Origin of the sequence: Streptomyces sp. NEAU-YJ-81, from assembly GCF_017592595.1 — a bacterium.
Taxonomy (GTDB): Bacteria; Actinomycetota; Actinomycetes; order Streptomycetales; family Streptomycetaceae; genus Streptomyces; species Streptomyces hygroscopicus_B.
Window position 1 is genome coordinate 187,318 of record NZ_JAGFNO010000010.1, and the last position, 26,717, is coordinate 214,034.

General features: G+C 72.5%; 22 protein-coding genes. 13 read left to right on the plus strand and 9 right to left on the minus strand.

Annotated features, from left to right (window positions below; translation table 11 throughout):
- Positions 1–63: 63 nt before the first annotated feature.
- From J5X86_RS23350 to J5X86_RS23380, 7 genes are all read left to right on the plus strand, one after another.
- On the plus strand, positions 64–1,146 hold the full coding sequence (locus J5X86_RS23350; RefSeq protein WP_208518689.1) for a LacI family DNA-binding transcriptional regulator: 1,083 nt from the start codon (positions 64–66) through the stop codon (positions 1,144–1,146).
- A gap of 100 nt (positions 1,147–1,246) precedes the next feature.
- Entirely contained in the window at positions 1,247–2,605 is a 1,359-nt protein-coding gene (locus J5X86_RS23355) for an ABC transporter substrate-binding protein (protein WP_208518690.1), read from the plus strand.
- A 74-nt stretch (positions 2,606–2,679) separates the two neighbouring features.
- Positions 2,680–3,627, plus strand: a complete 948-nt coding sequence (locus J5X86_RS23360) for a carbohydrate ABC transporter permease (protein WP_208518778.1) — start codon at positions 2,680–2,682, stop codon at positions 3,625–3,627.
- Positions 3,627–4,541, plus strand: a complete 915-nt coding sequence (locus J5X86_RS23365) for a carbohydrate ABC transporter permease (protein ID WP_078639216.1) — start codon at positions 3,627–3,629, stop codon at positions 4,539–4,541. The genes J5X86_RS23360 and J5X86_RS23365 overlap by 1 nt, the downstream gene beginning before the upstream one ends.
- Positions 4,542–4,588: 47 nt before the next feature.
- A complete protein-coding gene (locus J5X86_RS23370) occupies positions 4,589–5,569 on the plus strand; it encodes a hydroxyacid dehydrogenase (protein ID WP_243981213.1) in 981 nt (326 codons plus the stop codon).
- Positions 5,570–5,617: 48 nt separating this feature from the next.
- The gene (locus J5X86_RS23375; protein ID WP_208518692.1) at positions 5,618–7,561 is read left to right on the plus strand and encodes a DUF2264 domain-containing protein; all 1,944 of its coding nucleotides are present in this window, start codon (positions 5,618–5,620) and stop codon (positions 7,559–7,561) included.
- A complete protein-coding gene (locus J5X86_RS23380) occupies positions 7,558–8,331 on the plus strand; it encodes a sugar phosphate isomerase/epimerase (RefSeq protein WP_208518693.1) in 774 nt (257 codons plus the stop codon). The genes J5X86_RS23375 and J5X86_RS23380 overlap by 4 nt, the downstream gene beginning before the upstream one ends.
- A gap of 212 nt (positions 8,332–8,543) precedes the next feature.
- Here the strand turns inward: J5X86_RS23380 and J5X86_RS23385 are convergent, their stop codons facing one another.
- The gene (locus J5X86_RS23385) at positions 8,544–9,056 is read right to left on the minus strand and encodes a hypothetical protein (RefSeq protein ID WP_208518694.1); all 513 of its coding nucleotides are present in this window, start codon (positions 9,054–9,056) and stop codon (positions 8,544–8,546) included.
- 233 nt (positions 9,057–9,289) lie between these two features.
- On the opposite strand from J5X86_RS23385, the gene paaK reads away from it, so the two are divergent.
- Entirely contained in the window at positions 9,290–10,597 is a 1,308-nt protein-coding gene (gene paaK, locus J5X86_RS23390; protein ID WP_208518695.1) for a phenylacetate--CoA ligase PaaK, read from the plus strand.
- An 82-nt stretch (positions 10,598–10,679) separates the two neighbouring features.
- Here the strand turns inward: paaK and J5X86_RS23395 are convergent, their stop codons facing one another.
- The 3 genes from J5X86_RS23395 to J5X86_RS23405 all read right to left on the minus strand — a co-directional run bounded on the left by J5X86_RS23395 (position 10,680) and on the right by J5X86_RS23405 (position 13,198).
- Positions 10,680–11,537: a 1-acyl-sn-glycerol-3-phosphate acyltransferase gene (locus tag J5X86_RS23395; RefSeq protein ID WP_208518696.1), complete on the minus strand. Its 858-nt coding sequence runs from the start codon at positions 11,535–11,537 to the stop codon at positions 10,680–10,682.
- Positions 11,534–12,292 carry a GNAT family N-acetyltransferase gene (locus J5X86_RS23400; RefSeq protein ID WP_208518697.1) on the minus strand — a complete coding sequence of 253 codons (759 nt, stop codon included), beginning with the start codon at positions 12,290–12,292 and terminating at the stop codon, positions 11,534–11,536. The genes J5X86_RS23395 and J5X86_RS23400 overlap by 4 nt, the downstream gene beginning before the upstream one ends.
- A 204-nt stretch (positions 12,293–12,496) precedes the next feature.
- Positions 12,497–13,198 carry a peptide deformylase gene (locus J5X86_RS23405; protein WP_208518698.1) on the minus strand — a complete coding sequence of 234 codons (702 nt, stop codon included), beginning with the start codon at positions 13,196–13,198 and terminating at the stop codon, positions 12,497–12,499.
- A 367-nt stretch (positions 13,199–13,565) separates the two neighbouring features.
- Between J5X86_RS23405 and J5X86_RS23410 the strand changes: the two genes are divergently transcribed.
- A complete protein-coding gene (locus J5X86_RS23410; protein ID WP_208518699.1) occupies positions 13,566–13,904 on the plus strand; it encodes a hypothetical protein in 339 nt (112 codons plus the stop codon).
- Between the two features lie 173 nt (positions 13,905–14,077).
- Here the strand turns inward: J5X86_RS23410 and J5X86_RS23415 are convergent, their stop codons facing one another.
- Both J5X86_RS23415 and J5X86_RS23420 read right to left on the minus strand, forming a co-directional pair.
- Positions 14,078–14,527 (minus strand): DUF2267 domain-containing protein, encoded by a 450-nt coding sequence (locus J5X86_RS23415; protein WP_208518700.1) that lies wholly within the window; start codon positions 14,525–14,527, stop codon positions 14,078–14,080.
- 60 nt (positions 14,528–14,587) lie between these two features.
- Positions 14,588–15,121 carry a helix-turn-helix domain-containing protein gene (locus J5X86_RS23420; RefSeq protein ID WP_208518701.1) on the minus strand — a complete coding sequence of 178 codons (534 nt, stop codon included), beginning with the start codon at positions 15,119–15,121 and terminating at the stop codon, positions 14,588–14,590.
- Positions 15,122–15,253: 132 nt separating this feature from the next.
- Between J5X86_RS23420 and J5X86_RS23425 the strand changes: the two genes are divergently transcribed.
- Positions 15,254–16,024, plus strand: a complete 771-nt coding sequence (locus J5X86_RS23425; RefSeq protein ID WP_208518702.1) for a bifunctional 2-polyprenyl-6-hydroxyphenol methylase/3-demethylubiquinol 3-O-methyltransferase UbiG — start codon at positions 15,254–15,256, stop codon at positions 16,022–16,024.
- Between the two features lie 72 nt (positions 16,025–16,096).
- Positions 16,097–16,597 (plus strand): NUDIX domain-containing protein, encoded by a 501-nt coding sequence (locus tag J5X86_RS23430; RefSeq protein ID WP_208518703.1) that lies wholly within the window; start codon positions 16,097–16,099, stop codon positions 16,595–16,597.
- Between the two features lie 84 nt (positions 16,598–16,681).
- Here the strand turns inward: J5X86_RS23430 and J5X86_RS23435 are convergent, their stop codons facing one another.
- A complete protein-coding gene (locus J5X86_RS23435; RefSeq protein ID WP_243981142.1) occupies positions 16,682–21,343 on the minus strand; it encodes a glycoside hydrolase family 2 TIM barrel-domain containing protein in 4,662 nt (1,553 codons plus the stop codon).
- A 191-nt stretch (positions 21,344–21,534) separates the two neighbouring features.
- Between J5X86_RS23435 and J5X86_RS23440 the strand changes: the two genes are divergently transcribed.
- Positions 21,535–23,247 carry a GAF domain-containing protein gene (locus tag J5X86_RS23440; RefSeq protein ID WP_208518704.1) on the plus strand — a complete coding sequence of 571 codons (1,713 nt, stop codon included), beginning with the start codon at positions 21,535–21,537 and terminating at the stop codon, positions 23,245–23,247.
- Positions 23,248–23,472: 225 nt separating this feature from the next.
- On the opposite strand, the gene J5X86_RS23445 is transcribed toward J5X86_RS23440, so the two are convergent.
- Together J5X86_RS23445 and J5X86_RS23450 are read right to left on the minus strand one after the other, a co-directional pair.
- Positions 23,473–24,498 (minus strand): hypothetical protein, encoded by a 1,026-nt coding sequence (locus J5X86_RS23445; protein ID WP_208518705.1) that lies wholly within the window; start codon positions 24,496–24,498, stop codon positions 23,473–23,475.
- Positions 24,499–24,607: 109 nt separating this feature from the next.
- Complete coding sequence (locus J5X86_RS23450) at positions 24,608–25,321, minus strand: response regulator transcription factor (protein WP_208518706.1); 714 nt, start codon at positions 25,319–25,321, stop codon at positions 24,608–24,610.
- A gap of 149 nt (positions 25,322–25,470) precedes the next feature.
- Between J5X86_RS23450 and J5X86_RS23455 the strand changes: the two genes are divergently transcribed.
- Positions 25,471–26,052 (plus strand): hypothetical protein, encoded by a 582-nt coding sequence (locus J5X86_RS23455; RefSeq protein ID WP_243981144.1) that lies wholly within the window; start codon positions 25,471–25,473, stop codon positions 26,050–26,052.
- Positions 26,053–26,717: the final 665 nt, after the last annotated feature.

A 26,717-nucleotide genomic window follows, 5' to 3' on the forward strand; every position in this document is an offset into this window, starting at 1 on the left:
TGATCGCTACTATGGCGGTGTTTCGAGTGCAGACGAAAGCCGATCGCGTCAGGGGTGGGGAACATGCGGGAGTCGGCGCGGAAGCGGCAGGCACGGATCGCGGCACTGGTGGAGGCCCGGGGCAGCGCGCGGATCACCGATCTCGCGGATGAGCTGGCGGTGTCCGTCGTCACCGTACGGCGGGACGTGGAGGACCTGGCCCAGCGCGGGGAGGTGCGCCGCGGCCACGGGGTGGCGCGCTCGCTGCGGCCGATGGCCCAGGAGTCCACCGCCACCGGCGACACCATCGGCATGGTGGTCCCCGAGCGCAACACCTATCTCACCGAGGCCGTCCAGGCGGCGCGCGAGGCCGCCGAGAAGGCCGGGCTGCGGCTCGCGCTGCACATCGCCGCGGACGAGCGCGGCACCGAGCGCGCGGTCCGCCAGGCGCTGGACGCGGGCGCGCGGGGCCTGCTGCTCTCGCCGCGCTGGCGCACCGAGGCGGAGGAGCGGGCGGACCACGCGTGGCTCGGCGCCCTGGAGCTCCCCGTGGTGCTGGTGGAGCGCCGGCCCCACCGGGGCAGCGCCATCTACGGCCTGGACTGTGTGCGTTCGGACCACGCCCACGGGGTGCATCTGGCGCTCGAGCATCTGACCTCGCTGGGGCATCGGCGCATTGTGCTGGCGGCGCGCGACGACAGCCCCACCGCACGGGTGATCCGGGCGGAGTTCGCCGCGCAGACCGCGGCCCGTGGCATCCGTGAGGGCTGCCCGGTGATGCTCAGTTCGCGCACCGCCGGGCCCGATCCGCGCCCGCGTGACGCGGGCGCGGCCGACCTGGCCGACGCGGTGCGCCGCGCCGGGGCCACCGCCGCGCTGATCCACGGCGACATGGACGCGCTGGTGCTGGTCCAGCGGCTGCGTGAGGCGGGTGTCGAGGTGCCGCGTGACTGCTCGGTGGTCGCGTACAACGATGTGGTGGCCGACATGGGGCAGATCGCGCTGACGGCCGTGGCCCCGCCCAAGGGTGAGGTCGGACAGGCCGCGCTGGAGCTGCTGACCCGCCAGTTGGAGCGGACGCGGGCCGGGCGGTGGGCCGGTGCCGCCCGCCATCTGGAGCTGCTGCCGGAGCTGGTGGTCCGGGATTCCACCGCCGCACTTCTCTGATTGTTTGACCGCTTTAGTTTCTTCTGTTCGATGTATTGACGGCTTTTCAGTCAAGCGCTCAAGATTCCCCTGACTCCACCGCTGAATCAGGGGAGGGCCCATGCCTGGTCATAGACGCCCAGGTCGCTCGGCAACCGGACGCCGGGCGACGGCGGGCACCACCGCACTGCTCACGCTGCTCGCCCTCGTTCTGGCGGGCTGCTCGGGTTTCTCGACAAGTCGCGGGTCCGACGCCGTCGGCGACGGTCCCGTACGCCTGACCTTCTGGTCGGCGCTGCGCGGCAGTCAGGAAGTCGTCGACGAGTTCAACCGCACCCACGACAGCATCAAAGTCGAATTCCAGCAGGTCCCCTCGGGGGAGCAGGGCGGCTGGACCAAGCTCAGCAACGCCGCGCGCGCGGGCAACGCCCCCGACGTCGCCACCATCGAATACCCCCAGCTACCCGGTTTCACCATCGACGGCGTGCCCCGGGATATCACCGAGCTGATGCCCGACTCGGTACGCAAGAAGATCCTGCCGCAGGCGCTGGACCTCACCACCTTCGACGGGCGCACCTATGCCGTACCGGTGGACATCGAGCCGATGGTCTTCCTGTACCGCAAGGACATCTTCACCAAGAACCACATCCCGGTCCCCAAGACCTGGGCGGAGTTCGAGAGTTCGGCCCGCAAGCTCAAGCAGGCCCAGCCCCGGTCCCGTATCGCCAGCCTCTTCACCACCGGCGGCACCCTCTATATGGCGGGCTACGCCTGGCAGGCCGGGGCGCAGTGGTACGACACCGCCGGGGACACCTGGCAGATCTCCATGGACGACGCCCCCACCCGTAAGGTCGCCGGCTACTGGCAGCGGCTGATGGACGACGATCTGGTGCGGGTCGAGCCCGGGGCCAGTCAGCAGTGGCGGGCCCATCTGCGCAGCGGGGAGACGGCCGGCTATCTGGCGGGCGCCTGGGCCGCGGGCTCGATGATGGCGTCCACCCCTGACGGCAAGGGCAAGTGGGCCATCGCGCCGATGCCGCAGTGGGATCCGGCGAAACCCAAGGTGAGCACCCAGGGCGGCTCGACCTTCCTGGTCACCAAGGACAGCCGGCACCCCAAGGAGGCCATGGAGTTCATCTCCTGGATGGTGACCAGCCCCGGCGCCCTGAAGGCCAAGCTCGCCAGCGGGGTCAGCAGCGCCTTCCCGTCCGTGCCCAGCCTGGTGCCGGTCGCCCGCAAGGAGATGGACACCAGCTACTACTCCGGCCAGGACATCTTCGGTCTCTTCCAGAAGGAAGCCGAGCGGATCGCGCCCACCTGGAAGTGGGGCCCGCGGATGACCTCGACCACCAGCTCCGGTGACGACGGGCTCGCGAAGGCGGGTGCCGGCAGCGGCGACATCCTCAAAGCCCTGCGCGACGCCCAGAGCCGGACCATGCCCGATCTGAAGAGCCTCGGCCTGTCGGTCACCACCCGCTGAATCCCGTCATCTCTCCTTCTCACCCCGAGCCGCACCTCATCCCGCCTGAGCCGAGGTAATCCGTGAGCACCGTCATGTCCTCGAAAGGGGCGGCACCGCCATCGGCGGCCGCCGCCGACCCGCCCCGCAGAACCGGACGACGCCAGCAGAGCGTCGCCGCCGCCGTTCTGCTGACCCCCTTCACGGCGCTGCTCGTCGCCGTGTTCCTGGTCCCCGTCGGCTACGCCATCTACCTCAGCCTCTTCTCCGAGGACCACGAGGGACTCGGCTTCGGCGGCGGGCGCACCGTCTTCACCGGATTTCGCAGCTATCTCTCGGTGCTGCAGGACCCCAGCTTCCTCTCCGGGTTCGGCACCATCGCCCTCTACTGCGTGATCTTCGTCCCGCTCGTGGTCATCAGCGCGCTCGCACTCGGCCTGCTGCTCGACTCGGGCCTCATCAGGCTGCGGCGGACCGCGCAGATGCTGGTCTATCTGCCGCACGCCGTTCCCGGCATCATCGCGGCCGTCATCTGGCTGTACCTCTACACCCCGGGGCTCAGCCCGGTCATCAAGCTCTTCGCCCAGGCCGACATCACCATCGACTTCCTCGGTCTGCACACCGTGCTCCCGTCGATCGTCAATATCGCCCTGTGGAGCGGGCTCGGCTACAACATGATCATCTTCTATGCCGCGCTCCAGGCGCTGCCGCGTGAGGTGATCGAGGCGGCGACCATCGACGGCGCCGGGGGCATCCGCACCGCGCTCCAGGTCAAGGTGCCCATCATCAGGGGCTCCGTCGTCATGGTGTGCATGTTCTCCCTGATCGGCGCGCTCCAGCTGTTCACCGAACCCATGCTGATGAACCAGGCCACCCCGATGGTCAACTCCCGCTTCACCCCGAACATGTACATCTACGACGCGGCCTTCCGCCGCAACAACTACGGACTCGCCTCCGCGGCCTCCGTCATCCTCCTGATCGTCACCTGTGTCCTGTCGTACGCCGTGACGCGCTGGTCGGGCCGCCGGGAACGGAGAGCGTGATGACCACGACCACACCCACCACCCCCGTGAACACCCCCCAGGGACCGCCGGCCAGACCGCTCGGCAAGCCCTTCGGGCGCTCCAAGCTGACCAGCCGTGGCATCGCCAACGCCGTGGTCCTGATCGCCGCCCTCTACACCATGCTGCCCGCGCTGTGGCTGGTGCTGGCGTCCACCAAGAACGCCGACGCCCTCTTCGGCAGCGACATCCTCTCCTTCGGCGACTTCTCCTTCGGGCGCAACCTCTCCGACCTGTTCTCCATGGACGGCGGGCTCTACGGCGAGTGGTACGTCAACAGCCTGCTGTACGCGGTCGTCGGCGCCCTGGTGGGCTCGCTCATCAGCGTCGCCGCGGGCTACGCCTTCGACAAGTACGAGTTCCGGCACAAGGAGAAGCTGTTCGGCCTCGTGCTCACCGGCGTCATGGTGCCGCCGACCGTGCTGGCCCTGCCGCTCTATCTGGTGGCCTCCAACATCGGCATGGTCAACACCTTCTGGTCGGTCTTCATCCCGGTGCTCTTCAACCCCTTCGGCGTCTACCTCGCCCGCCTGCTCAGCAGCGGCTATGTGCCCAACGAGGTGCTGGAGGCGTCCCGGGTCGACGGCGCGGGCGAACTGCAGACCTATGTGCGGGTCAGCCTGCGGATGCTCGGGCCCGGGTTCGTGACCGTCTTCCTCTTTCAGCTCACGGCCATCTGGAACAACTTCTTCCTTCCGATGGTGATGCTCTCCGACCAGCACCTGTATCCGCTCAGCCTCGGCCTCTACACCTGGAACAGCGCCGCCACCGTCTCGCCCGAGTACTACCCCCTCGTGGTCATCGGCTCACTGCTCGCCGTCGTGCCGCTGATCGTGGCGTTCGTGATGCTGCAGCGCTACTGGAAGTCCGGACTGACCGCAGGGAGCGTCAAGTGACCGACCCGCACATCTCCGCCCGCCACCGCCCCCGAGCCGCCCTGGCCATGGCCGAGCGCTCCGCCCGGCAGGTGCTCGGATCCGGAAGTATGGACCGGCTCACCGAACTCCTCGACCTCGATCCCGGCCTTGTCCTCGACGATTTCACCACCCCGGCCGCGCGCCGTGCCCTCGCCGATGCCGAACTGCTGGTCACCGGCTGGGGCTGCCCGCCCCTGGACCGCCGCGCGCTGGACGCCGCGCCCCGGCTGCGCGCCGTCGTCCACACCGCGGGCACCGTGCGCCACCACATCACCGACGCCTGCTGGGAGCGCGGCATCGCGGTCTCCTCGGCGGCCGCGGCCAACGCCGTGCCCGTCGCCGAATACACCGTCGCCATGATCCTGCTGTCCAACAAGCGCATCCTGGACATCGCCCGGGACTACCGCGCCGAGCGGCGCACGATCGACTGGAACGAGCGCTATCCGGACGCCGGCAACTACCGCCGGACAGTGGGCATCCTCAGCGCCTCCGTCATCGGCCGCCGGGTGATCGAGCTGCTCCGCCCGTACGACCTCGACCTGCGGCTGTACGACCCGTACGTCACGGCTCAGGAGGCGCGGGAACTCGGCGCGCGCCAGGTCGGCCTGCGGGAACTCTTCGCCGGCAGCGATGTCATCAGCGTCCACACCCCCCTGCTGCCCGCCACCCAGGGGCTGGTCAGCCGGGAGCTGCTGGCCGCCATGCCGGACGGCGCCACGCTCATCAACACCGCGCGCGGGGCGGTGGTGGACCAGGACGCGCTCACCGAGGAGCTGGTGGCCGGGCGGATCCGCGCCGTCCTCGATGTCACCGTGCCGGAGGTGCTGCCCGCCGCCTCACCGCTGTACGACTGCGACAACGCGCTGATCACCCCGCATATCGCCGGATCCAAGAGCGGTGAGCTGCGCCGCCTGGCCGACCTGGCCATCGGCGAGATCGAGAACTACGTCACCGGCCGCGACTTCGCCCACCCCGTACGACCGGAAATCCTCGACCGTTCGGCGTAAGAGGGCGCGCCCTCTCACGTCCCGCGACCCCAGGAGGCCCACCCCGCCATGCCCGAGCTCCCCTTCCTCCTCCCCGCCGCCGACCGCACCCTCAGCCCCCACACCGGCTACACCCGCGCCCACTGGGAGGCCGCCGCGGACGGCATGCTGCACGCCGCCCTCCGCTACGCCACCCCCGGCCAGGGGCTGATCGACCTGCCCGGCCCCCCGTCGAGGTCCGGGGTGCGCTCCGACGGGCTCGAAGGGTTCGCCCGCACCTTCCTCCTCGCCGCCTTCCGCACCGCCGGGGCCTCGGGCAAGGACCAGCACGGCTTCCTGGAGCGCTACACCGCGGGCATCGCCCGCGGCACCCTCACCCCCGGGCGCGACGACGCCGAGTCCTGGCCGGTGATCGGCCATCACGGCGCCCAAGGCCAGCCCATGGTGGAGTCCGCGTCCGTGGCCCTGGGCCTGCGGCTGACCGCGCCGTGGACCTGGGACGCCCTGCCGTCCGACGCCCAGGACCGCACCGAGGAGTGGCTGCGCGGTGCGCTGCGCCACCAGCCCGCCCCCAACAACTGGTATCTCTTCCCCCTTACCGTCGCCGGTTTTCTGGAGTCCGCCGGACGCGGTGACGCCGAGACGGCGCGCGCCATCGAGCGGGGGCTCGGCCTCCTGGAGGGCTGGTACGAGGGCCAGGGCTGGTACTCCGACGGCGACGGGCGGTCGTTCGACCACTACAACGGCTGGGCACTGCACATGTACCCGCTGCTCCACGCCCATCTCGCCGGCGACGAAGCGCTGCTGGACCGGCTCGGCCCCCGGCTGCGCACCTTCATCGAGGGCTTCTCGCTGCTCTTCGACGCCGACGGTGCCCCCATCCACCACGGCCGCTCCCTCACCTACCGCTTCGCCGCCGTCGCCTCGGTGGCCCTCGGCGCCCTCACCGGCCACACCCCCCTCGCCCCCGGGGCCACCCGCCGCGTTCTCAGCGGAGCGCTGCGCCACTTCCTGGACCGCGGGGCGCTGACCGAGGACGGGGTGCTGAGCCTGGGCTGGTACGGGCCGCATGCGGCGACCCTGCAGCGCTACTCGGGGCCCGGCTCGCCCTACTGGGCCTCCAAGGGGTTCCTCGCCCTGCTGCTCCCGCCCGACCACCCGGTGTGGACCGCCACCGAGGAGGCCGCGCCCGCCGAGGGGCCGGACCGGGCGCTGGCGCTGCCCGCCGCCGGGTTCCTCGTCCAGACCACGGGCCGGGACGGGCTGGTGCGGCTGCACAACCACGGCAGCTACAAGCTCCGCCCCTGGGAGGCCGAGCACGGGCCCGCCGACCCGCTCTACGCCCGACTCGCCTACTCCACCCGCACCGGGCCCACCAGCGCGGACAACACCCCCGACAACCACATCGCCATCGAGGTGCGCGGAGTGCGCAGCGCCCGGCTGCGCATCCACCCCCTGGCCGCGGGCCCCGACTGGCTCGCCTCCTCCCACACCCCCGCCTTCCCCGACGCCGGCCCCAAGGTGCCCTCGATCCGCGTCGACAGCCTGACCCTGGTCCGCGGCCGGCTCGAAGTGCGCGTCCACCGCGCCGTGGGCGTCCCCGCCGGGACCCGGGTCCACCACAGCGGCTGGGCCGTCGCCCTGCCCCCGGGCACCCCGGCGGAGACCGAACAGGGCGCCGAGATACGGCTGGACGGGGAAGAGGTGACCGGTCAGCTCCTCGGACTGCACGGCTGGCAGAGCGCCACCGCCGTCAGGGCGCCGCAGGGCACCGCGTACGGTCCATGGGCCCTGGTCCCCGAACTCACCGGCACCGTCGGCGAGGACCCCGCAGGCACCCTCTTCGTCGCACTCGCCTCGCTCACCGGCGAACGCGACCCGGCCCCCCTCGTCGATCTCGCCACCGCCGAGGTGAACGGGCTCGCGGTCACCGTACGGCTGCCGGACGGCCAAGGCGTCGTGGTGGACTTCGGCGCGGGCGACGCGCCCACCGTCACGGAGGCGGGCGCATGACGCGGCTGGGCATCTGCTCGGTGACGCTGCGCCCGCTCGACCCGGACCAGGTGATCGCCGCCGTGGCCGGAGCGGGCCTGGAGTGCGTCGAATGGGGCGGTGACGTCCATGTGCCGCCCGGCGACGAGGACACCGCCCGGCGGGTCCGCGACGCCACCGTGGCCGCCGGGCTCGCCGTCGCCTCGTACGGCTCCTACTACCGTGCCGGGCGCGGCGACCCGGAGGAGTTCGACGCGGTACTCCGCTCCGCCGTGGCGCTCGGCGCCCCGCGCATCCGGATCTGGGCGGGCGCCACCGGCACCCGGGAGACCTCGCCCGAGGCGCGCCGCGCGGTCGTCGAGGACACCCGGCGCGCCGCCGCGCTCGCCGCGGACGCGGGGGTGGAACTCGCCTACGAATTCCACCGGAACACCCTGACCGACGGCGCGGACCACACCCTCCGGCTGCTGGACGAGGTGGACCGCGCCGAGGTCGGCACCTACTGGCAGCCGCCCGTCGACATGCCCGACGCCGAGGCGCTGAAGGGACTGGAGGCGCTGGGGGACCGGATCGCCGCGGTGCACGCCTTCTCCTGGTGGCCCGGGACCACCCGGCTGCCGCTGACCGCCCGCGCCCCGCTGTGGCGCAGCGCCTTCGAGCGGCTGCGCACGCACCGCGCCGCGGTGTCCGGCGGTCCGCCGCTGGATGTCCTGCTGGAGTTCGTGCCGGAGGACGACGAGCGGCTGCTGCCGCGGGAGGCGGCCACGCTGCGGGCGCTCGCCGACGTATAAGGGTGTCCGGCGGGTCGTGACGCCTGCGGCGGGCTGCTCCCCTCCCCGCCCCTTCCCTCAACTGGGGCTCCGCCCCAGACCCCGCTCCTCAAACGCCGGAGGGGCTGGAAGGCGGGGCTCCGCCCTGGACCTCGGGGTCCAGGGGTGAGCCCCTGCCACGCGGCGGAACCGCATATCGATGCTGCGGGAAGGGGCGGGGAAGGGAAAGACCCTCACTGGGGGGCGCGGGAGGCGCCCCCGTAGGAGGTCTCCTCCTCGATGGTGCCGCCGAACTCCTCCCGGAGCCTCTCCATGTTCTTCCTGGGCGAGGACGACAGCACCCAGCGGTTGCCGACCAGATAGACCCCGCCGTACATCTGCGCGGTCTCCAGCCAGTCGCGCTGGCCCTTGGCGGTGACGAAGTCGAGGAAGACGAACTTGCCCTTGGCGGTCTTGCACACGGCCTGGCGGTAGTCGTCCACCTTGGTGGTGAACTGCGGCTCGCAGCCGGCGGCCGAGGCGAGCTGCTCCACCCGCGCGGCCTTGGGCGCGGGGCTCACGCTCGGCCGGGCGGCGTTTCCCCCGGTCTCCGCCTTGGCATCCGCCTTACCGTCCCCGCCGCCGCATCCGGCGACGGTCAGCAGCGCGCCCATCGCCGCCGCGACCGCCATCGCGCGCGGGCCATGGCGGCGCGGGGGGCGGCCGGCGGTCCGGAGCGGGTGCGGAGCGTCGGCGGCGTCGTACATGAAAGGCCCTCTCGCATCGGATCCGGGTCGCGGCTGTGTCCACCGCATCTACGGATACGGAGGGGTGGCGCCGATCGTTCACCGCCCTCGCAACCGTTCCGCGTCCGGCCGGGTGCGTACCGGCGCGGCCGGGCTGTCCGGACCCTTGACAGCCAGGTCGGATGCTGGATTACTGGACCGCGCCCGAACGGTAACCGAATGTTCGGTCGGCAAGCGGAGGTGGTGGACGGCCCATGGCGGAATCCCTGAGTGTGGCTCCACTCGACGACGCCGAGCGGATGAGCCCCGAGGAGCTGAGGGCGCTCCAGCTCACCCGGCTGCGCGCCACCTTGCGCCATGCGTACGACCATGTCGAGCTGTACCGCGAGAAGTTCCGCGCGGCCGGGGTCGGCCCCGAGGACTGCCGCACCCTGGAGGACCTGGCCCGGTTCCCCTTCACCACCAAGGACGATCTGCGCGACACCTACCCCTTCGGGATGTTCGGCGTCGAGCACAGCGAGGTGCGGCGGCTCCACGCCTCGAGCGGCACCACCGGCCGCCCCACCCTCGTCGGCTACACCGAGCACGACCTGGCGGTATGGGCGGAGGTGATCGCCCGCTCGATCCGCGCGGCCGGTGGCCGGCCCGGCCACAAGGTGCACATCTCCTACGGCTACGGCCTGTTCACCGGCGGCCTCGGCGCCCACTACGGCGCCGAGCGGCTGGGCTGCACCGTCATCCCCGCCTCCGGGGGAATGACCGCCCGGCAGGTGCGGCTCATCCAGGACCTCAGGCCCGAGATCATCATGATCACGCCCTCCTATCTGCTGACGCTCCTCGACGAGTTCGAGCGGCAGGGCGTCGATCCCCGTTCCACCTCCCTCCAGGTCGGCATCTTCGGTGCCGAACCCTGGACGGAGGAGATGCGCCGCGAGATCGAGGAGCGCATGGACATCCACGCGGTGGACATATACGGGCTCTCGGAGGTGATCGGCCCCGGGGTGGCCCAGGAGTGCGTGGAGACCAAGGACGGGCTGCACGTCTGGGAGGACCACTTCTACCCGGAGATCGTCGACCCGTTCACCGACGCGGTGCTGCCCGGCGGCGAGGAGGGGGAGCTGGCCTTCACCACCCTCACCAAGGAGGCGCTCCCCGTCATCCGCTACCGCACCCGCGATCTCACCCGGCTGCTGCCCGGCACCGCCCGCCCCGCCTTCCGGCGCATCCAGAAGATCACCGGCCGCTGTGACGACATGCTCATCGTGCGCGGGGTCAATGTCTTCCCCAGCCAGATCGAGGAGATCGTGCTGCGGGTCCCGGCGGTGGCCCCGCACTTCCAGCTCGAGCTGACCCGGCGCGGCCGGATGGACCATATGGTGGTGCGGATCGAGGCCCGACCCGGCATCGGCCCCGAGCAGCGAGCGGCCGCCGCGGCGGCGATCGCCCGGGGAGTGAAGGACGGGGTGGGGCTCACGGTCGAGGTGGCGGTCGTGGACCCGGAGACGCTGGAGCGCTCCGTGGGCAAGATCCGCCGGGTCAAGGACCGGCGGACCGAGAGCTGAGCACCGCCCCGGGCGCCGTCCTTGGACGGGACGCGGCGCCCGGGACGGAGGGCCCGGAGCGGAGGGCCCGGAGTGGACGGCCTCAGCGTGCCAGTTCGAGGGCGGGGAACTCCTGATGCAGGGGCAACCGCGCCCCGCAGACGGTCGCCTGGGCCTGTGCCGCGACCGTGCGCCGGTCGTCGACGTCCCGCACCGGCCGCAGCGCACGGTGCACGGCCACCCGCACCGTGAGCCCGTCGGCGCGGAGCACCCGGCGCAGCGAGCCGCCGAAGTCGTCCTCGCCGACGAAGGCGCCCACCGTGGTCGGGACGCCGTGCTGGACGTACTCCAGGGTCACCGGGCGCACCGGCGCGCCCGCGTCCAGCGCGGCCTGGAAGGTGGCCCGCCGGAAGCTGCCACCCGTGCCCGAACACCAGGTGATGCCCTGCGGAAAGGCCATCACCGACTGGCCGTCACGCATCCGGGCCGCCATCTCCCGTACGGTTTCGGGGAGTTGGCGCAACGAGCCGCGGTCGATGTACTGCGTCCCCGCGCGGGTGGCCAGTGAGCCGATCAGCGGCCAGCCCGCGATCTCCCGCTTGGCCAGCATCACCACGGGCTCCACCGCGAGCAGCGCGAGGATGTCCAGCCAGGAGATGTGGTTCGCCACGACGAGCGTGCCGGTGCCGCCGGGCGCGCTGAGCGTGCTGTCGCCCGTCACCTCCAGCCGGATGCCGAGGGAGTCCAGCAGCGTCGCCGCACGCGCCCGCAGCGTCTCGGGCTCGGCGATCCGCCGCCCGGACAGCAGCGCGCCCATCACGGCCCGGCCGAAGACCGCGGCCCGCCGGGCGCCCCGGGTGGCCGGGACGCGGTCGGCGGCGTGGGAGACACAGCCGGGAGTGCACGGGGACCAGCCCGCCCAGGCGTGCTCGGGCAGACTCATCGCGGCCGCGTCGGTCACTGGGATTCACCCAGGAAGTAGCGGCGGTAGCGGTCGTTCATCCGCTCGGTGTCCAGCAGCACGAAGAAGTCGGCGTCGTTGAAGGCCCGGTCGTGCTGCGGGGAGCCGCACATCCAGGCGCCGACCCGCAGATAGCCGCGGAGCAGCGGCGGCAGGTCGGCGTAGCTGGGCTCGCCGTCCAGCGGCCGCGAGGGTATCCACGGGTCGAGCGGGTGAACCCGCATCTCGGGCGGGGCGGCGTGCTTGCTGGTGCCGAGCAGCCAGGCGTTGGCGGCCGCCCCCTCGCCCTCGGCCAGCGGAACCGAGGCACAGCCCGCGAGATAGCGATGGCCGGACAGCAGCACATAGCGGGCCAGACCGGCCCACATGAGGTTGATGACCGCGCCCGTGCGGTGATCGGCGTGGACACAGGCCCGGCCGGTTTCGACCATGGACGAGCGGACCTCGGTCGGAAGGCCGCGCAGATCGAACTCGGTGTCCGAGTAGAGCCGCTCGCTGCGCCCGGGGGGAAGCAGCCGGTAGGTGCCGACCACGGTGCCCGTCGCCGTGTCCGTGACGATCAGGTGGTCCATGATCTCGTCGAACTCGTCCACGTCGCGGCCGTCGACCGCGGCGTCCAGCCGGCCGCCCCTCTCCTCGCCGAACACCTGGTAGCGCAGCCGCTGCGCGGCGTGGATCTGCTCCTGGGTGTGGGCGATCGAGGTGACGTACGAGCTGGTGGGCGCCGTCGTCGAGGACGTCGTGAGCACGGACATTCCTGTTCTCCGTTCAAGGGAAGTCAGGAGCGGTGGGGACTGGGGAAGAGCGGAAGAAACGCCTCACTCGCCGTGCGGTGCGCTGAGGCGGCGCGCACTGCAGGCGTTCACCAGTCTTGCCGTGGCGACGTACGTCACAGTGTCCGTGTGGTGATTCGGCGACTGCCAGTCGATGACGAACACATGCCGCTGGTCGGCCCGTGGTTACGGAGCGGTAGCGGGGGTGCCGCCGCTGTCATCGCCGGTGCCGGTGCCGGTGCCGGTGCCGGTGGCGGTCCGGAGCGGGAAGCCCAGTGAATGGGCGGCGGTGGCGGGGGTGGGCTGGGACCAGTAGTCGCTGACGGCCTGGGCCGAGGACAGGGAGCGAGTTTCGGCCAGATCCAGATAGAGGACGCCGTCGAGATGGTCGGTCTCGTGCTGGACGATCCGCGCGGGCCAGCCGGTGAACTCCTCGTCCAGCTCCCGCCCCGTCTCGTCCTGCCCGCGCAGCCGGATCCGGTCCGGGCGGCTGACCACGGCCTGCCAGCCGGGGATGCTCAGGCACCCCTCGAAGAACACCGCCCGGCCGTCGCCGACCGGTTCGTAGACGGGATTGACCAGTACCCGGTACGGCTGCGGCACCCGGCCGCGCACCTCGCGCACCTCGGCCGCCACCTCCGCCGGGTCCTCGATCACCGCCAGCCGCAGCGGCACACCGATCTGCGGGGCCGCGAGCCCCACTCCGGGCGCGGAGTGCATCGTCTCCCGCATCGCCGCCAGCAGCCGGTCCAGCACGTCCGCGGCCAGCTGGCCCTCGTACGGCAAGGCCGGTTGCCGGAGGACGGGGACACCCGCGGAGATGATCGGCAGCGGGCGGGGCCCGGAGAGCAGTTCGTCGACGAGCTCGGACACGGTGGTGGTCGGCATGGGGACAGCCTGACAGACGATCACGCCACGGCGATCCGCGGACCCGGGCCCGGGCCGGGGTCCGGACCGCCCCGCGCGCCGGGGGCCGTGGCAGGTGCTCAAGCGGCGGGTGCTCACCATCGGACAAAAGATGAACAGGGCACCGATGGGGTCCGTAGACGCCGGTGAGCCGCCGGGAACATCCCACGCCCCCGCGGCTCGGCCGAGTCCTCCCGGCTCGGCCGCTGCCGCCCCGCGGTGCTCCCCCGTTATGCACGGCGGGGCGGCAGCCCCTCCCGCCGCGCCCGCCCGTTATGCCGTTTTCGCCGTACGTGCGCGGGTACCCGCTCGCCGCACGGGCCCCGGGGAAGGGGCGGAGGGAGGATGGATGACCAGCCACGACGACCTGCCGCTCGCCGACTACGACCATCTGCCGCTCGGCGCCCTGCGGCACCGCATCCGCGCCCTCACCGAGGAGCGGCTGCGGAAGCTGCTGGAGTACGAGTGCTCCCACGCCGACCGCCTTCCGGTCGTCGAAGTGGTCACGGCGCGCCTGCGCCAACTGGAGGGCGGCGCCACCCCCTCGCCCGGCGAGCCGCGCGCCGAGCCGCTTCCCGAGCGGCCCTATCCGCCGCGCGGCGGATCGCCGGTGACGCCGCAGACGGCGGCCGAGCCGAGCCCGCCGCCGCGCCACGGACATCCCGGCCACCCGGGGCAGACGGAGTGAACCGCTCGCACCGGCCCTCGGGCCCTAGGCCCTGTCCGGTGAATCTTCGCGCCTGTGACATCAGCGGCTGCCGCCGCGGGGCCCGCGGCGTCTGGTGCAGGGGGCACCTCCCAGCGGTAGCTGGGGGCGCCGTGCCAGGCGTCGCGGGCCCGCGAAGATCCACCGGACAGGGCCTAGGGGCGCTCTCTCCAGCCCTGCTCGGCGCGTGCCTCCGGCAGCAGCTCCCGGATGTCGCTCGGCAGCACGCCGTAGAGCTTCTCCATCAGCTCCGGGTCCACGGCCGAGTCCAGCACCTCGAAGAAGGCGGCCGCCTCGCGCAGCGCCTCATCCTCCGTGTGCTCGGTGCGCCAGGCGACCCGGCCCGCGAAGCCGGTGAGGTCGAACCGCTCGCCGTGGTCCCGCCGGTGTGCCCGCTCCTCGGGCGTGCCCTCGTGTGCGGCGGCGACCCGGCGCAGAGGCTTGCCCGCCTCCTGCGGGAGCTGTGCCGCCATGTGGTCCGCCAGCCCGCCCGGGATGCGCTCGGCGAGGGTTTCGAGCGTCGCCCCTATCGCCCGCTCGGCCGACTGCCGGTCGGGGAGCTGGGCCCGGGCCTGGACCAGGCCCGTCAGTTCTTCGTAGCGCATGGTCGGCGCTCCTCGTGGTCGGATGCCCGGCTGTGGTGCCGAGTGCCCCGTGCCGTTCGCTCAAACCGTCGCCGGGCGCCCGGTCTCCGGGGTGTCCTCCCGCGCGGCGAGCAGCGGGCCGAGTACCCGGGTGCCGGGTCCGGTGTGCCCGCCGGGGCCCGGGAGCTGGGTGGTGTTGCCGACCGTCAGGGGCTTCCCGCAGTGGGCGCACGCGGACACCGGTGTGGTGTCCCGTCCGCAGCCGAGATGGCGGATCCGGGCCGGCGGTCCGGCGGGGCCCGCGTACCAGCGGTCGCCCCACTCCATCAGGGCGAGCAGCACCGGATAGAGCTCCTCGCCCTTCGGGGTGGCGCGATAGTGCTCACGCGGCGGACGCTCCTGGTATCGCTCCCGGACCAGCACCCCCTCCTCGACCAGCCGGGACAGCCGGGCGGCCAGGACCTTCCGCGATATGCCCAGGTCGTGGGCGAGATCGTCGAAGCGGGTGACTCCGGTGAGCACATCCCGCATGATTAGCGCCGTCCAGGCGTCGCCGAACAGATCGGTGGCGCGGGCGATCGAGCAGGCCACATCGGCGAGCGGAGTACGGGTCATGACACAACCCTAGTCGAGTTCCCTGAGGGAACTTAAGGATGTTAGGTTTCCTCGGGGAACCGGGCGAGCCCGTCCGGGCCACCCCAGGCACCGGTGAATCCGCGAATCCGCGCACCCGTGAGGGAGAAGACGATGGCCGCCGCCCCGCACATCGAACTGGACTCACGGTCGCCGGAGGCCGTCGACGGCCGTCAGATCCGGGCCGTCACCTTTCAGGACAGCCGCCTGGAGTACGTCCGCACCACCCTCAAGAGCGCGGACCTCTCCGCGTCCGGAAGCCGCGCCGTGGTCGTGGGCAGCGGCCGCGGGCTGCTGGCCCGCGGGCTGGCCGGTCTCGGCTTCGATGTCGTCGCCGTCGACCCCTCCGCCACCGCGACCGAGATGGCGCGTGAGGCGGGCGGGGGCGAGCACCCCGGGATCGAGTACCGCACCGCGCCCGCCGAGCAACTCGGCCTCGCCGACGGCGCGTTCGACCTCGCCTACTACGCGGACACCTTCGAGATCACCTCGGAGCTGGACCGGGTGCTCGCGGAGGCCGCCAGGGTGCTGCGGCCCGGCGGTGTGCTGATCTACGACACCGTCAACCGCACCCTGCTCTCCCGGCTGATCTACCTGGGTGCCTTCCAGCGCGTCCCGATGACCCGCATCATGCCGGCCGGCCGCTACACGGCGGCGCGGCTGCGCACCCCCGCCGAACTGACCGCCGCCCTGGACCGGCAGGGGCTGCGCAACGAGGACATCTGCGACTTCAAACCCAAGGACCCGCGCAGCCTGGTCAAGGCCACCATGGCGCGCCGCAAGGGGCAGATCGGCGATGAGCAGATCCCGCCGATCGTCGACTTCGTCCTCGCCCCGGACGCCCGGCCGCTGGTCACCTACCTCGGCTACGCACGCAAGGGCTGACCCGGCGCCCGCGAGGGCTGACCCGGCGAGCCCGGCACACCGCCCTGGCGGAGTGGGCGCACACTGTTCGCTGTGACTCCTAAGCGCAGCGCCGGACTCCTGCTGTACCGCGGTGCGGGCCCGGCGGGTCCGGCCATCGAGGTGCTCCTCGCCCATATGGGAGGCCCGTTCTGGGCCGCCAAGGACGCGGGCGCCTGGACGGTGCCCAAGGGGGAGTACGACGAGGACGAGACCCCGGAGGCCGCCGCGCGCCGGGAGTTCGAGGAGGAGCTCGGCATGCCCCCGCCCGGCGGCGAGCCGCTTCCGCTCGGCTCCGTGACGCAGACCGGGGGCAAGGAGGTCACCGTCTGGGCGCTCGCGGGCGATCTGGACCCGGAGCGGATCACACCCGGCACGTTCACCATGGAATGGCCGAAGGGGTCCGGCCGGATGCGGGAGTTCCCCGAGATCGACCGGGTCGCCTGGTTCGGCCCGGACGAGGCCCGCCGGAAGATGGTGACCAAGCAGCGGGTCTTCCTGGACCGGCTCGAGGAGCTGCTCCAGGGGCCGGAAGGCGCGGGGGCCGGGGACTGAACGGAAGGCGTGGGCCCCGAGGACCGGACGGACGGCGCGGGCCCCGGAGCGCGTGACCGGGGCCCGCGGCCATCCGCCGTCAGGTCATCCCGTTCCTCCTGTTCCTCCCGTTCCGCAGCGCACCGTGGCCGCTCCCCAGTCGGCGTGGTCATGCGCGTTGCCGTCGCCGCCGTCGGTGACCCGCAACCGGAGCCGCTGCGCGCCCTCGACGTCGGTCTTCACCGGTACGGCCGCGTCCGAGCCGCGCACCGTTTCACCGCGGTACACCCGCTCGCCGTCGGCGTACACCTCGAAGACGACGCTGCCGTCGGCCCCCACCTCGTCGTCCACGCCCGTCTCGGCCGTGAAGGACGAGCAGTTGCCGCCCAGGAAGACCTCGACCGTCGAATCGGCGTGTGTGCCGAGGCCGCGCTCGTAGGCCGTGCCGCCGACGGTCAGGGACTTGCCGTCGCCGGGGGCGGATTCGCCGTTGCTGTGGTCGCGTTCGACCGGGCCCCAGCCGTTGTCCGCGGTGAGGAAGTCGAGCGTGGACACCGCCACGTCGCCGCGGGGCGGGGGAGGCGTGCCGTCGATGTCGGCCGACGCCGAGCCGCTCACCCGCGCGCCACCCGCCGAGGTCGCGCGGACGTCGGCGACGGCGGGCCGCAGGCCGTCCGGGGTGCCCTCACCGCGGGTGATCTCGGTCCGTACGGTCGCGGTCCGGCCCGCCGCGAGGTCGCCGAGGTCGAGGGTGCCGGGCTCGGCGGTCCACCCCTCGGCCAGGCCGAAGGCCGCCGTGACGTCGCGCAGCGGAGCGCCGCAGGGGTTGGTGACGGTCAGCTCGGCCGAGGTGGACTCACCCGCCGCCACCGTGGTGTCGGCGGCGGTGAGTTTGGCCTCGGGGGCGCAGACCACCGGGCCGCGCGGGGTGCCGGTGCGGGCCTCGGCGCCGGTCAGCGGGCGCAGCCGCAGGGTGTAGGCGTACTCCTTGGCGGGCCGCACCTGGTACTGGGGCAGCACGGTGTGGAACGTCTCGCTCACACCGCTGACCGCGTGGTCCAAGTGCAGGGTGTTGCCTACCGGGTCCTTGCGGAGGGCGAACGGATAGGCGGCGCGGTCGATCCCGGTGTACGGGGTCACCCCGGCCGAGAAGTCCCCCGACACCAGAAGCCCGCCGCTGCCGTCGGACAGCGAGGCCCAGCGGACGTCCTCGTGGTTCCCGTAGTCCTGGGGCTTGGTGTATCCGGCGAACTGCTCGTCCACGTCCGTGGAGTACACCCCCACCGGTGCGCCGTCCTCGCGGTCGTTGTAGTTCTCCTGCGGCCCGCGCCCGTACCAGGTGAACCGGTCGTAGCGGTCGGGCAGCCGGAGCGAGAGCCCGATACGGGGCAGATAGGGCACCGTGCGCGCCGCGCCCCGGGCCTCGACGCGGTGGTCGAGGCGCAGCTCCCCGGTGCCGCTGACGGTGTACCGCAGGGTCTGGGCGAACGAGGAGTCCTTCACGCCGGGCGCGGCGGCGGAGGAGGGCACGGTGACGACGACCTCGCCGTCCCGCTCGTCCACCGTGACCTTGCCCGGCGCGGTGCGCAGCCGGTCCAGGCCCGCCTCGCGCCAGGGCCCCTCCTCGGAGCCGATCTCATTGCTGAGCGGGGCGCGCCAGGCGTCCAGCTCGGGGCCGGAGCCGAGCAGCTCCCGGCCGCCGGACTTCATGGAGACCAGCTCGCCACTGGCCCGGTCGAAGGCGTACGAGAAGCCCTCGCCGGTGATGGTGAGGCGGTCGCCGGACGTGGTGGCCTTGGCCTTCCCCGGTGCCCGCGCCGGTACCGTGCCCGCGAGCTGCCGGCCGCCGATGTCGAACTGCTCGACCGCCACCCGGTCTCCCGCCTTCGCCCAGGCCGTGTCCGCGGCCCGCACCGCCTCCACGGTCAACTGCCGGTCGGCGTCCTGGGGGTTGGCGGGCGGTTTCGGTAGCTGGAGGGTGGTCCGCTCACCGGGGGCCAGGCCGAGTGTGCGGCTGCCCTGGCCCAGGGTGTGGGCGCCCTCGGTGATGCGCCAGCGCAGCCGGAGGTCGTCGGTGCCGGTGAAGGACCGCTCGTTGCGCACCTCGATCCGCCCCGCGCGGGCCTCGTCGCCCGAGATGCGGACCGGGGCGTGGACCGCGGCCATGGCACGGGCCTCGGGCTGGACGGTGCGGTCGGAGGAGACCACCCCGTCGACCCCACCGGTCCCGGCGCCATAGGACAGGAACTCCCCCTTCCGGTCGAGCCGGTCGAAGTCGAGCGCGAGCACCGCGTCCGTGCTGGGGTCGGCGGCGAGCTGATCGGCGCTCAGCGCCTTGTGGTAGACGCGGACCTGGTCGACGGTGCCGTGTGCCATCCGGGTGCGGATGTTCTCCTGGTCGGTCTCCGGGTTGCGGCCGATGTTCACCGGCTGCGCGGAGGAGCCGACGGTGCCGGTCCAGTCGGCCGACGCGGTCTGCTTCCCGTCGATGAGCAGCCGGAGCGTCCGGCCGTCGAAGGTGCCCGAGACGCGATGCCATGAGCCGTACCAGCCGTCGGGGACATCGGCCGCGACCGTGTGCCAGTCCCCGTCCCCGTAGACGAAGAACTCCAGGGTGTCCTTGTCGCGCATCTTCAGCGCGTAGCTGTGGTCGCCCTTGGCGATCACCGTGAAGGAGCCGGTCCAGTCGGCGGGTTTCACCCAGGCGTCCAGGGTGAGCGCGTCCGAGACCGTGTCCAGTTTCGGGTCGCGGTAGACCTCCACGAAGTCGTCCAGCCCGGACAGCTCCAGCGCCTTGCCCCGGTGGCCCGCCACCAGACCGGGTTTCCCGGAGACGTAGGAGAGGATGTCGTTGCCGGAGGTGTCGGGGGTGGTCAGCAACGGCTGGGTGATGTTCTGCTCCGCCCAGTCCCAGATGTAGCCGCCCTGGACCTGGGGATACTTGCGTACGACATCCCAGAACTCGCGGAAGTTGCCGAGCGAGTTGCCCATGGCGTGGGCGTACTCACCCATGATGATGGGCTTGGTGGTGGCCTTCGCCTTCTCCTCCAGACCCGAGGGGGAGGGGTAGCGCGGGCCCCACACATCGGCGAACGGGGCGTCGCCGTCCGGGCTGTTGGGCTGGTGGTAGACCGGCCGGGCCGGGTCCTCGCGGTCCAGGAAGTCGGCCATCGCGTAGTGGGCCTTGCCCAGTCCGGCCTCGTTGCCGGTGTCCCACATCAGCACGCTGGGATGGTTCTTGTCCCGTTCGTACATCGCCGTGAGGCGGTCCATGAACGCGGCCTGCCACTCGGGCCGCTCGGCCAGGCAGTCGTCCGGGCAGGCATCGTGGTGATGGGTCTCGATGTCCACCTCGTCGTCGATCCACAGGCCGCGTGCGTCGGCCAGTTCGTAGAGGTAGGGATCCGAGGGGTAGTGGGAGGTGCGCACGGAGTTGAGGTTGAGCTGCTTCATCAGGGAGACGTCCGAGGCGGTGCGCTCACGGGTGGCGTGGCGGCCGGTGCCGGGGTCGGTCTCGGAGCGGTTGACGCCCTTGACGAGGATGCGCTTGCCGTTGACGAGGAGTTGTCTGTCCTTGATCTCGATCTCGCGGAAGCCCACCGGCTGGGCCGTGGTGTGGGTGACCGTGCCGTCGGCGTCGGTGAGCCGGACGACGAGGGTGTAGAGGTCGGGCGTCTCATCGGTCCACTTGGCCGGATGGGCCACGTCCGCGGTGAGGGTGGTGGATCCGCTGCCGCCGCCCACCGTTCCCGACATCGTTGTCACCTTGCGTCCGCGGCGGTCGTAGAGCGTGCCGAGGACCTTGCGCTCATCCGTGGCGCGCCGCGGGCCCTTGGCGGCCACCTCGACCTCGGCGGTCAGCCGGGCGTCGCGGTACCGGGCGTCCAGATCGGTCTTGACCGTGATGTCCCGCAGATAGGTGGCCGGGGTGGAGTACAGCCCGACCGAGCGGAAGATGCCGGAGAACCGCCACTGGTCGTAGTCCTCCAGATGCGCCCCCGAACCCCAGCGGTGGACCTGCACCGCGACGGTGTTGCGGCCCGGGTGCAGCCGGTCGCTGATGTCGAACTCGGCGGGGGTGTAGCCGCCCTGGTCATAGCCGGCGTAGGAGCCGTTCACCCACAGCAGATAGCCGCTGGTGACGCCCTCGAAGCGGAGAAACGTCCGCCGCTTCTCCCAGCTCTTCGGCAGCTCGAAGGTCTTGACGTAGGCGCCGGTGGGGTTGACGTCATGCGGGACCTTCGGGGGAGCGTCCGGATACATCTCGGTGGGGATGTTCCGGAACACCGGATGGTCGAGACCGTCCGTCTGCCAGGTGTGCGGCACGCTCACACTGCGCCAGCCGCTCCGGGAGGTGTCGTAGCCCTCGGTGAAGAAGTCCTTCGGCACCTCCTCGGGGCGGTCGGACATATGGAGCTTCCAGTTGCCGTCGAGCGAGGCGGTCCAGCGGCTCCTGGAGCCGCCGTCGAGGGCGCCGGCGGTGTCGGCGTACGGGGTCAGCCGCGCATGGGCGGGCTCCTGTCCGACCGAGGTGACCTCGGGGTCCTCCAGCAGCTTGTAGACATCCGCGGGCGGATCGGGGGGATTCGCCGCTGCCGCCGGGGAGGCGGGGGCGGCGAGCGCGAGGGCCAGGGCGAGGGCGGCGATCCGGGATATCCGGGGTGGCCGGGGGGTCCGGGGCGGCTGGGGGGTCCGGGAGATCCGGGGTGGCCGGGGTGGCCGGGAGAAGCGGGGGAGGAGGAGGCGACGGCGGAGGCGTAGGGGCATCTGGTGGTCCACCCTTCTGTGGGTGTCGAAACGCTCCAGAGCGAACAGGCCCGCACATTAGCCAACGTGCTCTCTCACGCCAAGATGTTCCGACCGACTCACCGTCGGCCGGGCGCGGCTACGGTGAAGAGAGTGAGGGCCGTGCGGAATGCCGCGCCGAGCGTGGTGAGGCCGACGGAGGCACCGTGGGTATGGAGAGCGCGAGGAGTACCGAGTCCCTGCCCCAGCTGCGACTGGACGAGCTGCTGGAGGAGCTGCAGCAGCGCATCGACGGGGTGCGCGGCACCCAGGACCGGGTGCGCAGCCTACTGGAAGCCGTCCTGTCGGTGGGCCGGGAGCTGGATCTTTCGCATGTGCTGCAGAGGATCGTCGAGGCCGCTGTGGTGCTCGTGGACGCCGAATACGGCGCGCTGGGGGTGATCGGCGAGGACCAGTGGCTGGCCGAATTCCTGCCGGTGGGCATCGACAAGGAGCGGATCGAGGCGATCGGGCATCTGCCGGCGGGCCACGGCCTCCTGGGGGAGCTGATCCGCCACCCCCAGCCGCTGCGGCTCGCCGAACTCTCGGAGCATCCGGCCTCCTACGGCTTTCCGCCGAACCATCCGCCGATGGGCTCCTTCCTCGGGGTGCCCATCCGGGTGCGCGACGAGGTCTTCGGCAACCTCTATCTCACCGAGAAGCGCGGCGGTAAGGAGTTCGACGGCGAGGACGAGACGATGCTGTCCACCCTCGCCGTGGCCGCCGGAGTGGCCATCGAGAACGCCCGGCTGTACGAGGAGGCCCAGCACCGCCAGCGCTGGCTGGAGGCGAACGCCGAGGTCACCAACAGCCTGCTGTCCGGAGTGGACGAGACCCGGGTCCTGGAGCTGATCGTCGAGCACGCCCGCCGGATCCTCTCCGCCGATCTGGGCGTGCTGATGCTGTCGGTGCCCGGCACCGACGAACTGCAGGTCGCGCTCGCGGCGGGAACCGACGCCGAGGCCCACCGCGGTCTGGTGCTGCCCCGCCGGGGCACCTTCGGCGGGGCGGCCTTCACCGCCTCCGAGCCGGTCACCAGCACCGACGTCCAGAACGACCCACGGATCACGGTCGGCCCGCAGCGCTGGGAGGGGCTCGGCCCGGCCGTCGCGGTGCCGATGCGCACGAGCGACGGAGTGGGCGGAGTGCTCTCGCTGGCCCGCATGGCGGACAGCCCCGCCTTCACCCAGATCGAGACCGACACCCTGCTGGGCTTCGCGGGCCAGGCGGCCATCGCGATGAAACTGGCCGAGCGGCGGCGCGACGCGGAGCAGCTCGCGCTGCTGGAGGACCGCGACCGGATCGCCCGTGATCTGCACGACCTGGCCATCCAGCGGCTCTTCGCCGCCGGGATGACGCTGCAGTCCACCCTGCGCTTCGTCCAGCACCCGGAGGGCTCCGAACGGCTGCTGCGGGTGGTGGACGACCTGGACGACACCATCAAGATCATCCGCTCGACGATCTTCGGACTGCGCTCGCACGAGGCGGGCCCGGCGGTTCAGGGGCTGCGGGTCCGTACCGCCAAGACCATCGAGGAGGCCGTCCCCGCGCTCGGCTTCACCCCCTCACTGCGCACCGAGGGCCTGGTCGACACCGATGTGCCGCGCACCGTCGCGGACGACATGGTGGCCGTCCTGGCCGAGGCGATGTCGAACATCGCCCGGCACGCACGGGCCGACGCCGCCGAGATCTCGCTGGTCGTGGCGGCCGGGCGGCTGACCCTCATGGTCACGGACAACGGAGTGGGCGTCCCCGAGGGCGGCCGCCGCAGCGGACTGCGGAACATGGCCGAGCGCGCCGAGAAGCTCGGCGGCGAGCTGGAGCTCGGCGAGCCGTCGGGTGGTGGCACCCGCTTGGTGTGGGGCGTACCGCTGCCGGAGCGGTAGGTGTGGCGGCGGGCTTGTTGCGGCGGGGCGGTAGGCGAGGAGGCGCCGCTGCGGAGGTGATGGGCGGTGTGTGTGCCGCTGCGGCGGCGGTAGGCGGTGGCCGTGTCGCTGAGGGTGCCTGGGCGGGGTGGTGCGGCTGCGGCTGCGGCTGCGGTGGGCGGTGGGCTTGCCGCTGCCGGAGCGGTCGGCGTTGGCCGTGCCGCGTCAGCGGGTGCCCATGCCGCGTCAGCGGCCCCCGTCCAGGGACTCGGCCGCCTCGCTGCGCGGAGTGGCCGGCCCGACCGGTCCGTAACCCAGCCGGATCAGCATCTGCACATGGCCGGGCGTCCGGTGGGCGTCGCTCAGCGACCACCGCAGATCCGACCACTCCAGCGCCTGATGCAGCAGGGACGCCCGGACCGCGTACGAAGTCGCCAGCAGCAGGACGTGTTCCAGCGCCTGCCCGGCCCGCAGCCAGTCGGTGCGCCGGTCCTGGTCCGTGGCCAGTACGGCGATGGCCGGGTGGCTCTCGAACGCCGCCGCGGGCGAATCACCGCCCCGGCGGCCGTCCGGCCCCGGACCGAGGTAGTCGCGCATCGGCAGCCGCCCGGTGACGTCCCGTGGCCCGAGGGCGGCCGCCGGGATGCCGTACGGCCCGGTATCGCGGACCCAGTCGCGGCTCTCGGCGAGCCGGCGCGGATCCCCTGAGGTGCGCCGCTCCGCCTCGGCGGTCAGCCGCAGCAGCCGCGAGGTCTCCTCGGGGCCCGCCAGCCACAGCGTGGCCCCGTGTGCGCGCGCCGCCTCCGCCAGTTCGTACAGCACCCGCGGCGGCAGTCGGCGCCCGGAGAAGGGGGAGCGGCTGCTGTGCCGCCGCCAGATGACGTCGTACAGATCGTGATGCGGATCGCTGTGCGGGGCATCGTGCCCGTCGTCATGATGTCCGTCGCCGTCGTGGGGCGTCGCGGCCAGGCGCACCGTGGCCAGCAGATCGGGCTGCGACCGGTACGGCAGCAGCCGGACCACCGGGTCCCAGCCGAAGTGGGCCACGGCGACCCGCAGGTTGAACACGGCGGCCCCGGCGGAGACGCTCAGCGCCCGGCCCATCGGATCGGCGTACCGCAGCGCCCGCTCGGGGGCGGCCCGGACCTCCAGCGTGACGGTGTCGGGGTTCAGCCGATAGCGCCACGGCTGGGTGTTGTGCATCGACGGGGCGGCCACGGCCGCGGAGATGAGCTTCTCCAGGATCGCCGCGTCGAGCGCTGCGGGCTGCATGGGGTCTCCTCGCCGGTGGGCCGTCAGTGGTGGTGGGCCGTCAGTGGTCGGGCCGTCAGGATTGGGGCCGTCGGGCGTAGGGACGGAGCCGTGCGGCCCCGGCCCCGGGTCATCCCGGATGGTCGTCGGCGGGGGGCGGGGCCGAGTGGGTCGCCAGCACCGCCGCCTGGATACGGCGCTCCACGCCCAGCTTGGCCAGCAGCCGGGAGATGTGGTTCTTGACCGTCTTCTCGGACAGGAAGAGCCGCTTGCCGATCTGCCGGTTGGTGAGCCCGTCGCCGATCAGCACCAGGATTTCCCGCTCGCGCGGGGACAGTCCGGCCAGCACCTCGTCCCTGGGCTCCTGCGGGGCGGTGTCCCCCCGCAGGGTGCTCATCAGCCGGGCGGTGGTGGCCGGGTCCAGCATCGACTGGCCGGAGGCGACGGTGCGCACCGCCGAAACCAGGTCCGACCCCTTGATCTGCTTGAGCACATAGCCCGCCGCCCCGGCCATGATCGCGTCCAGCAGCGCATCGTCGTCGTCGAACGAGGTCAGCATCAGACAGGCCAGATCCGGCATCCGGGAGCGCAGCTCGCGGCAGACCGTGATGCCGTCCCCGTCCGGCAGCCGGACGTCCAGGATGGCCACGTCGGGCCGCAGCGCCGGGCCCCGGGCCAGCGCGTGGTCGACGGTCCCCGCGTCGCCGACCACCTCGATGTCCGGTTCGGCGTCCAGGAGATCGTGCAGTCCGCGCCGGACGACCTCGTGGTCGTCGAGTACGAACACCCTGATCGGTGTCGCCGGTGTCGCCGGTGTCGCCGGTGTCGCTCGTGTCTCGGTCATGGGCTCTCGCACTGTTCGTCCGCCGTCCGCCCTGCCCCCCCGGTGGGAATCGTGGCGCAGCAGGTCAGGGTGGTACCAGGGCCGAACGGGCCCTCAAGGGGGCTGCCCGGCCCTCGTCCCGCCCTCCCCGCGCGTGCGACGGTCGCGACATGGGCACGGAAGTGCGGGGGCGGCGGACATGGCGGTGGCGGCGCAACCCGCTCAGACGCCGCTCGGATGTGATCGAGGCGTGGGTCGTGCTGGTCACCGGCCTGGTGATGGCGGTCGGCGGCCCGGTGGCGGGAGTGGCCGCGGGCACCGCCGTGGACGCGTCGCTGCGGCAGGAGCGGGCGGACCGGCACCGGGTGCCCGCGGTCCTGAAGGAGGACGCGCCCGTCGCACAGCCCGCGGGCGACGGGTCCACCACCGGCCAGGTGCGCGCGATCGTCCGGTGGACCGGCCCGGACGGCACCGTCCACACCGGCACGGCCCGGGTCCACGACGGCAGCAAGGCGGGCACCGCCACCGAGGTGTGGACCGACGGCCGGGGCCAACTGGTCCAGCGACCGCCCACCCCCGAGCAGATCGCCACCCGCGCGGTGCTCGCCGGGACGTCGGCCGCGGCGGGCGTGGGCGCGATCTCGCTGGCCGGACGCGGTGTGGCGCGCTGGCGCCTGGACCGCGCCCGCACCCAGGAATGGGGACGCGCCTGGGCCGAGGTCGGCCCCCGCTGGAGCCGCCACATCCGGTGACGTGCGATCACGTAGCGTCGTGTCCGGCGGGTTTTTCGCGTGTGGCATCGGCGGCTGACGTTGCCCGGGCCTGTGGCGTCCGGGGCCGGGGCGCTTCCCGCGTGGCGCTGGGCCGCCGCATCCGGTGAGGCCCGATCACGTACCGCCGTGCCCGGCCGGTCTTGGCGTGTGTGGCATCGGCGGCTGACGTTGCCCGGGCCGGCGGCGTCCGGGGCCGGGGTGCGCCTCCCAGCGGTGGCTGGGGAGCATCGCGCGGCGCTGCACCGCCTACCCGCGAATCGCCGCCGCGGTGCGCGCGGCGGCGCTGGAGTCGCCGCATCCGGTGAGGCTCGGCCACACATCGCGGCGCCCTGGGGGGCTTGGTGTGTGTGGCATCGCGGGCTGAGGCCGCCGGGCGGATGGCGTTCGGTCCCGGGGCGCTTCCCAGCGGCGCTGGAGCCGCCCGCATACGGTGACGCCCGGCCGCTTACCGTTGTGCCCGGCCGGTCTGCGCGCCTGTGACATCGGCGGATGACGCCGCTGGGCGCGTGGCACCTGGCCGTAGCGCCCAGTGGCGCTGGGCCGCCACGTCCGGTGACGCCCGATCACGTACCGCCGTGCCCGGTGGGTCCTGGTGTGTGTGGCATCGAGGCCCGAGGCCCGAGGCCCCCGGGCGCGCGGCGGCG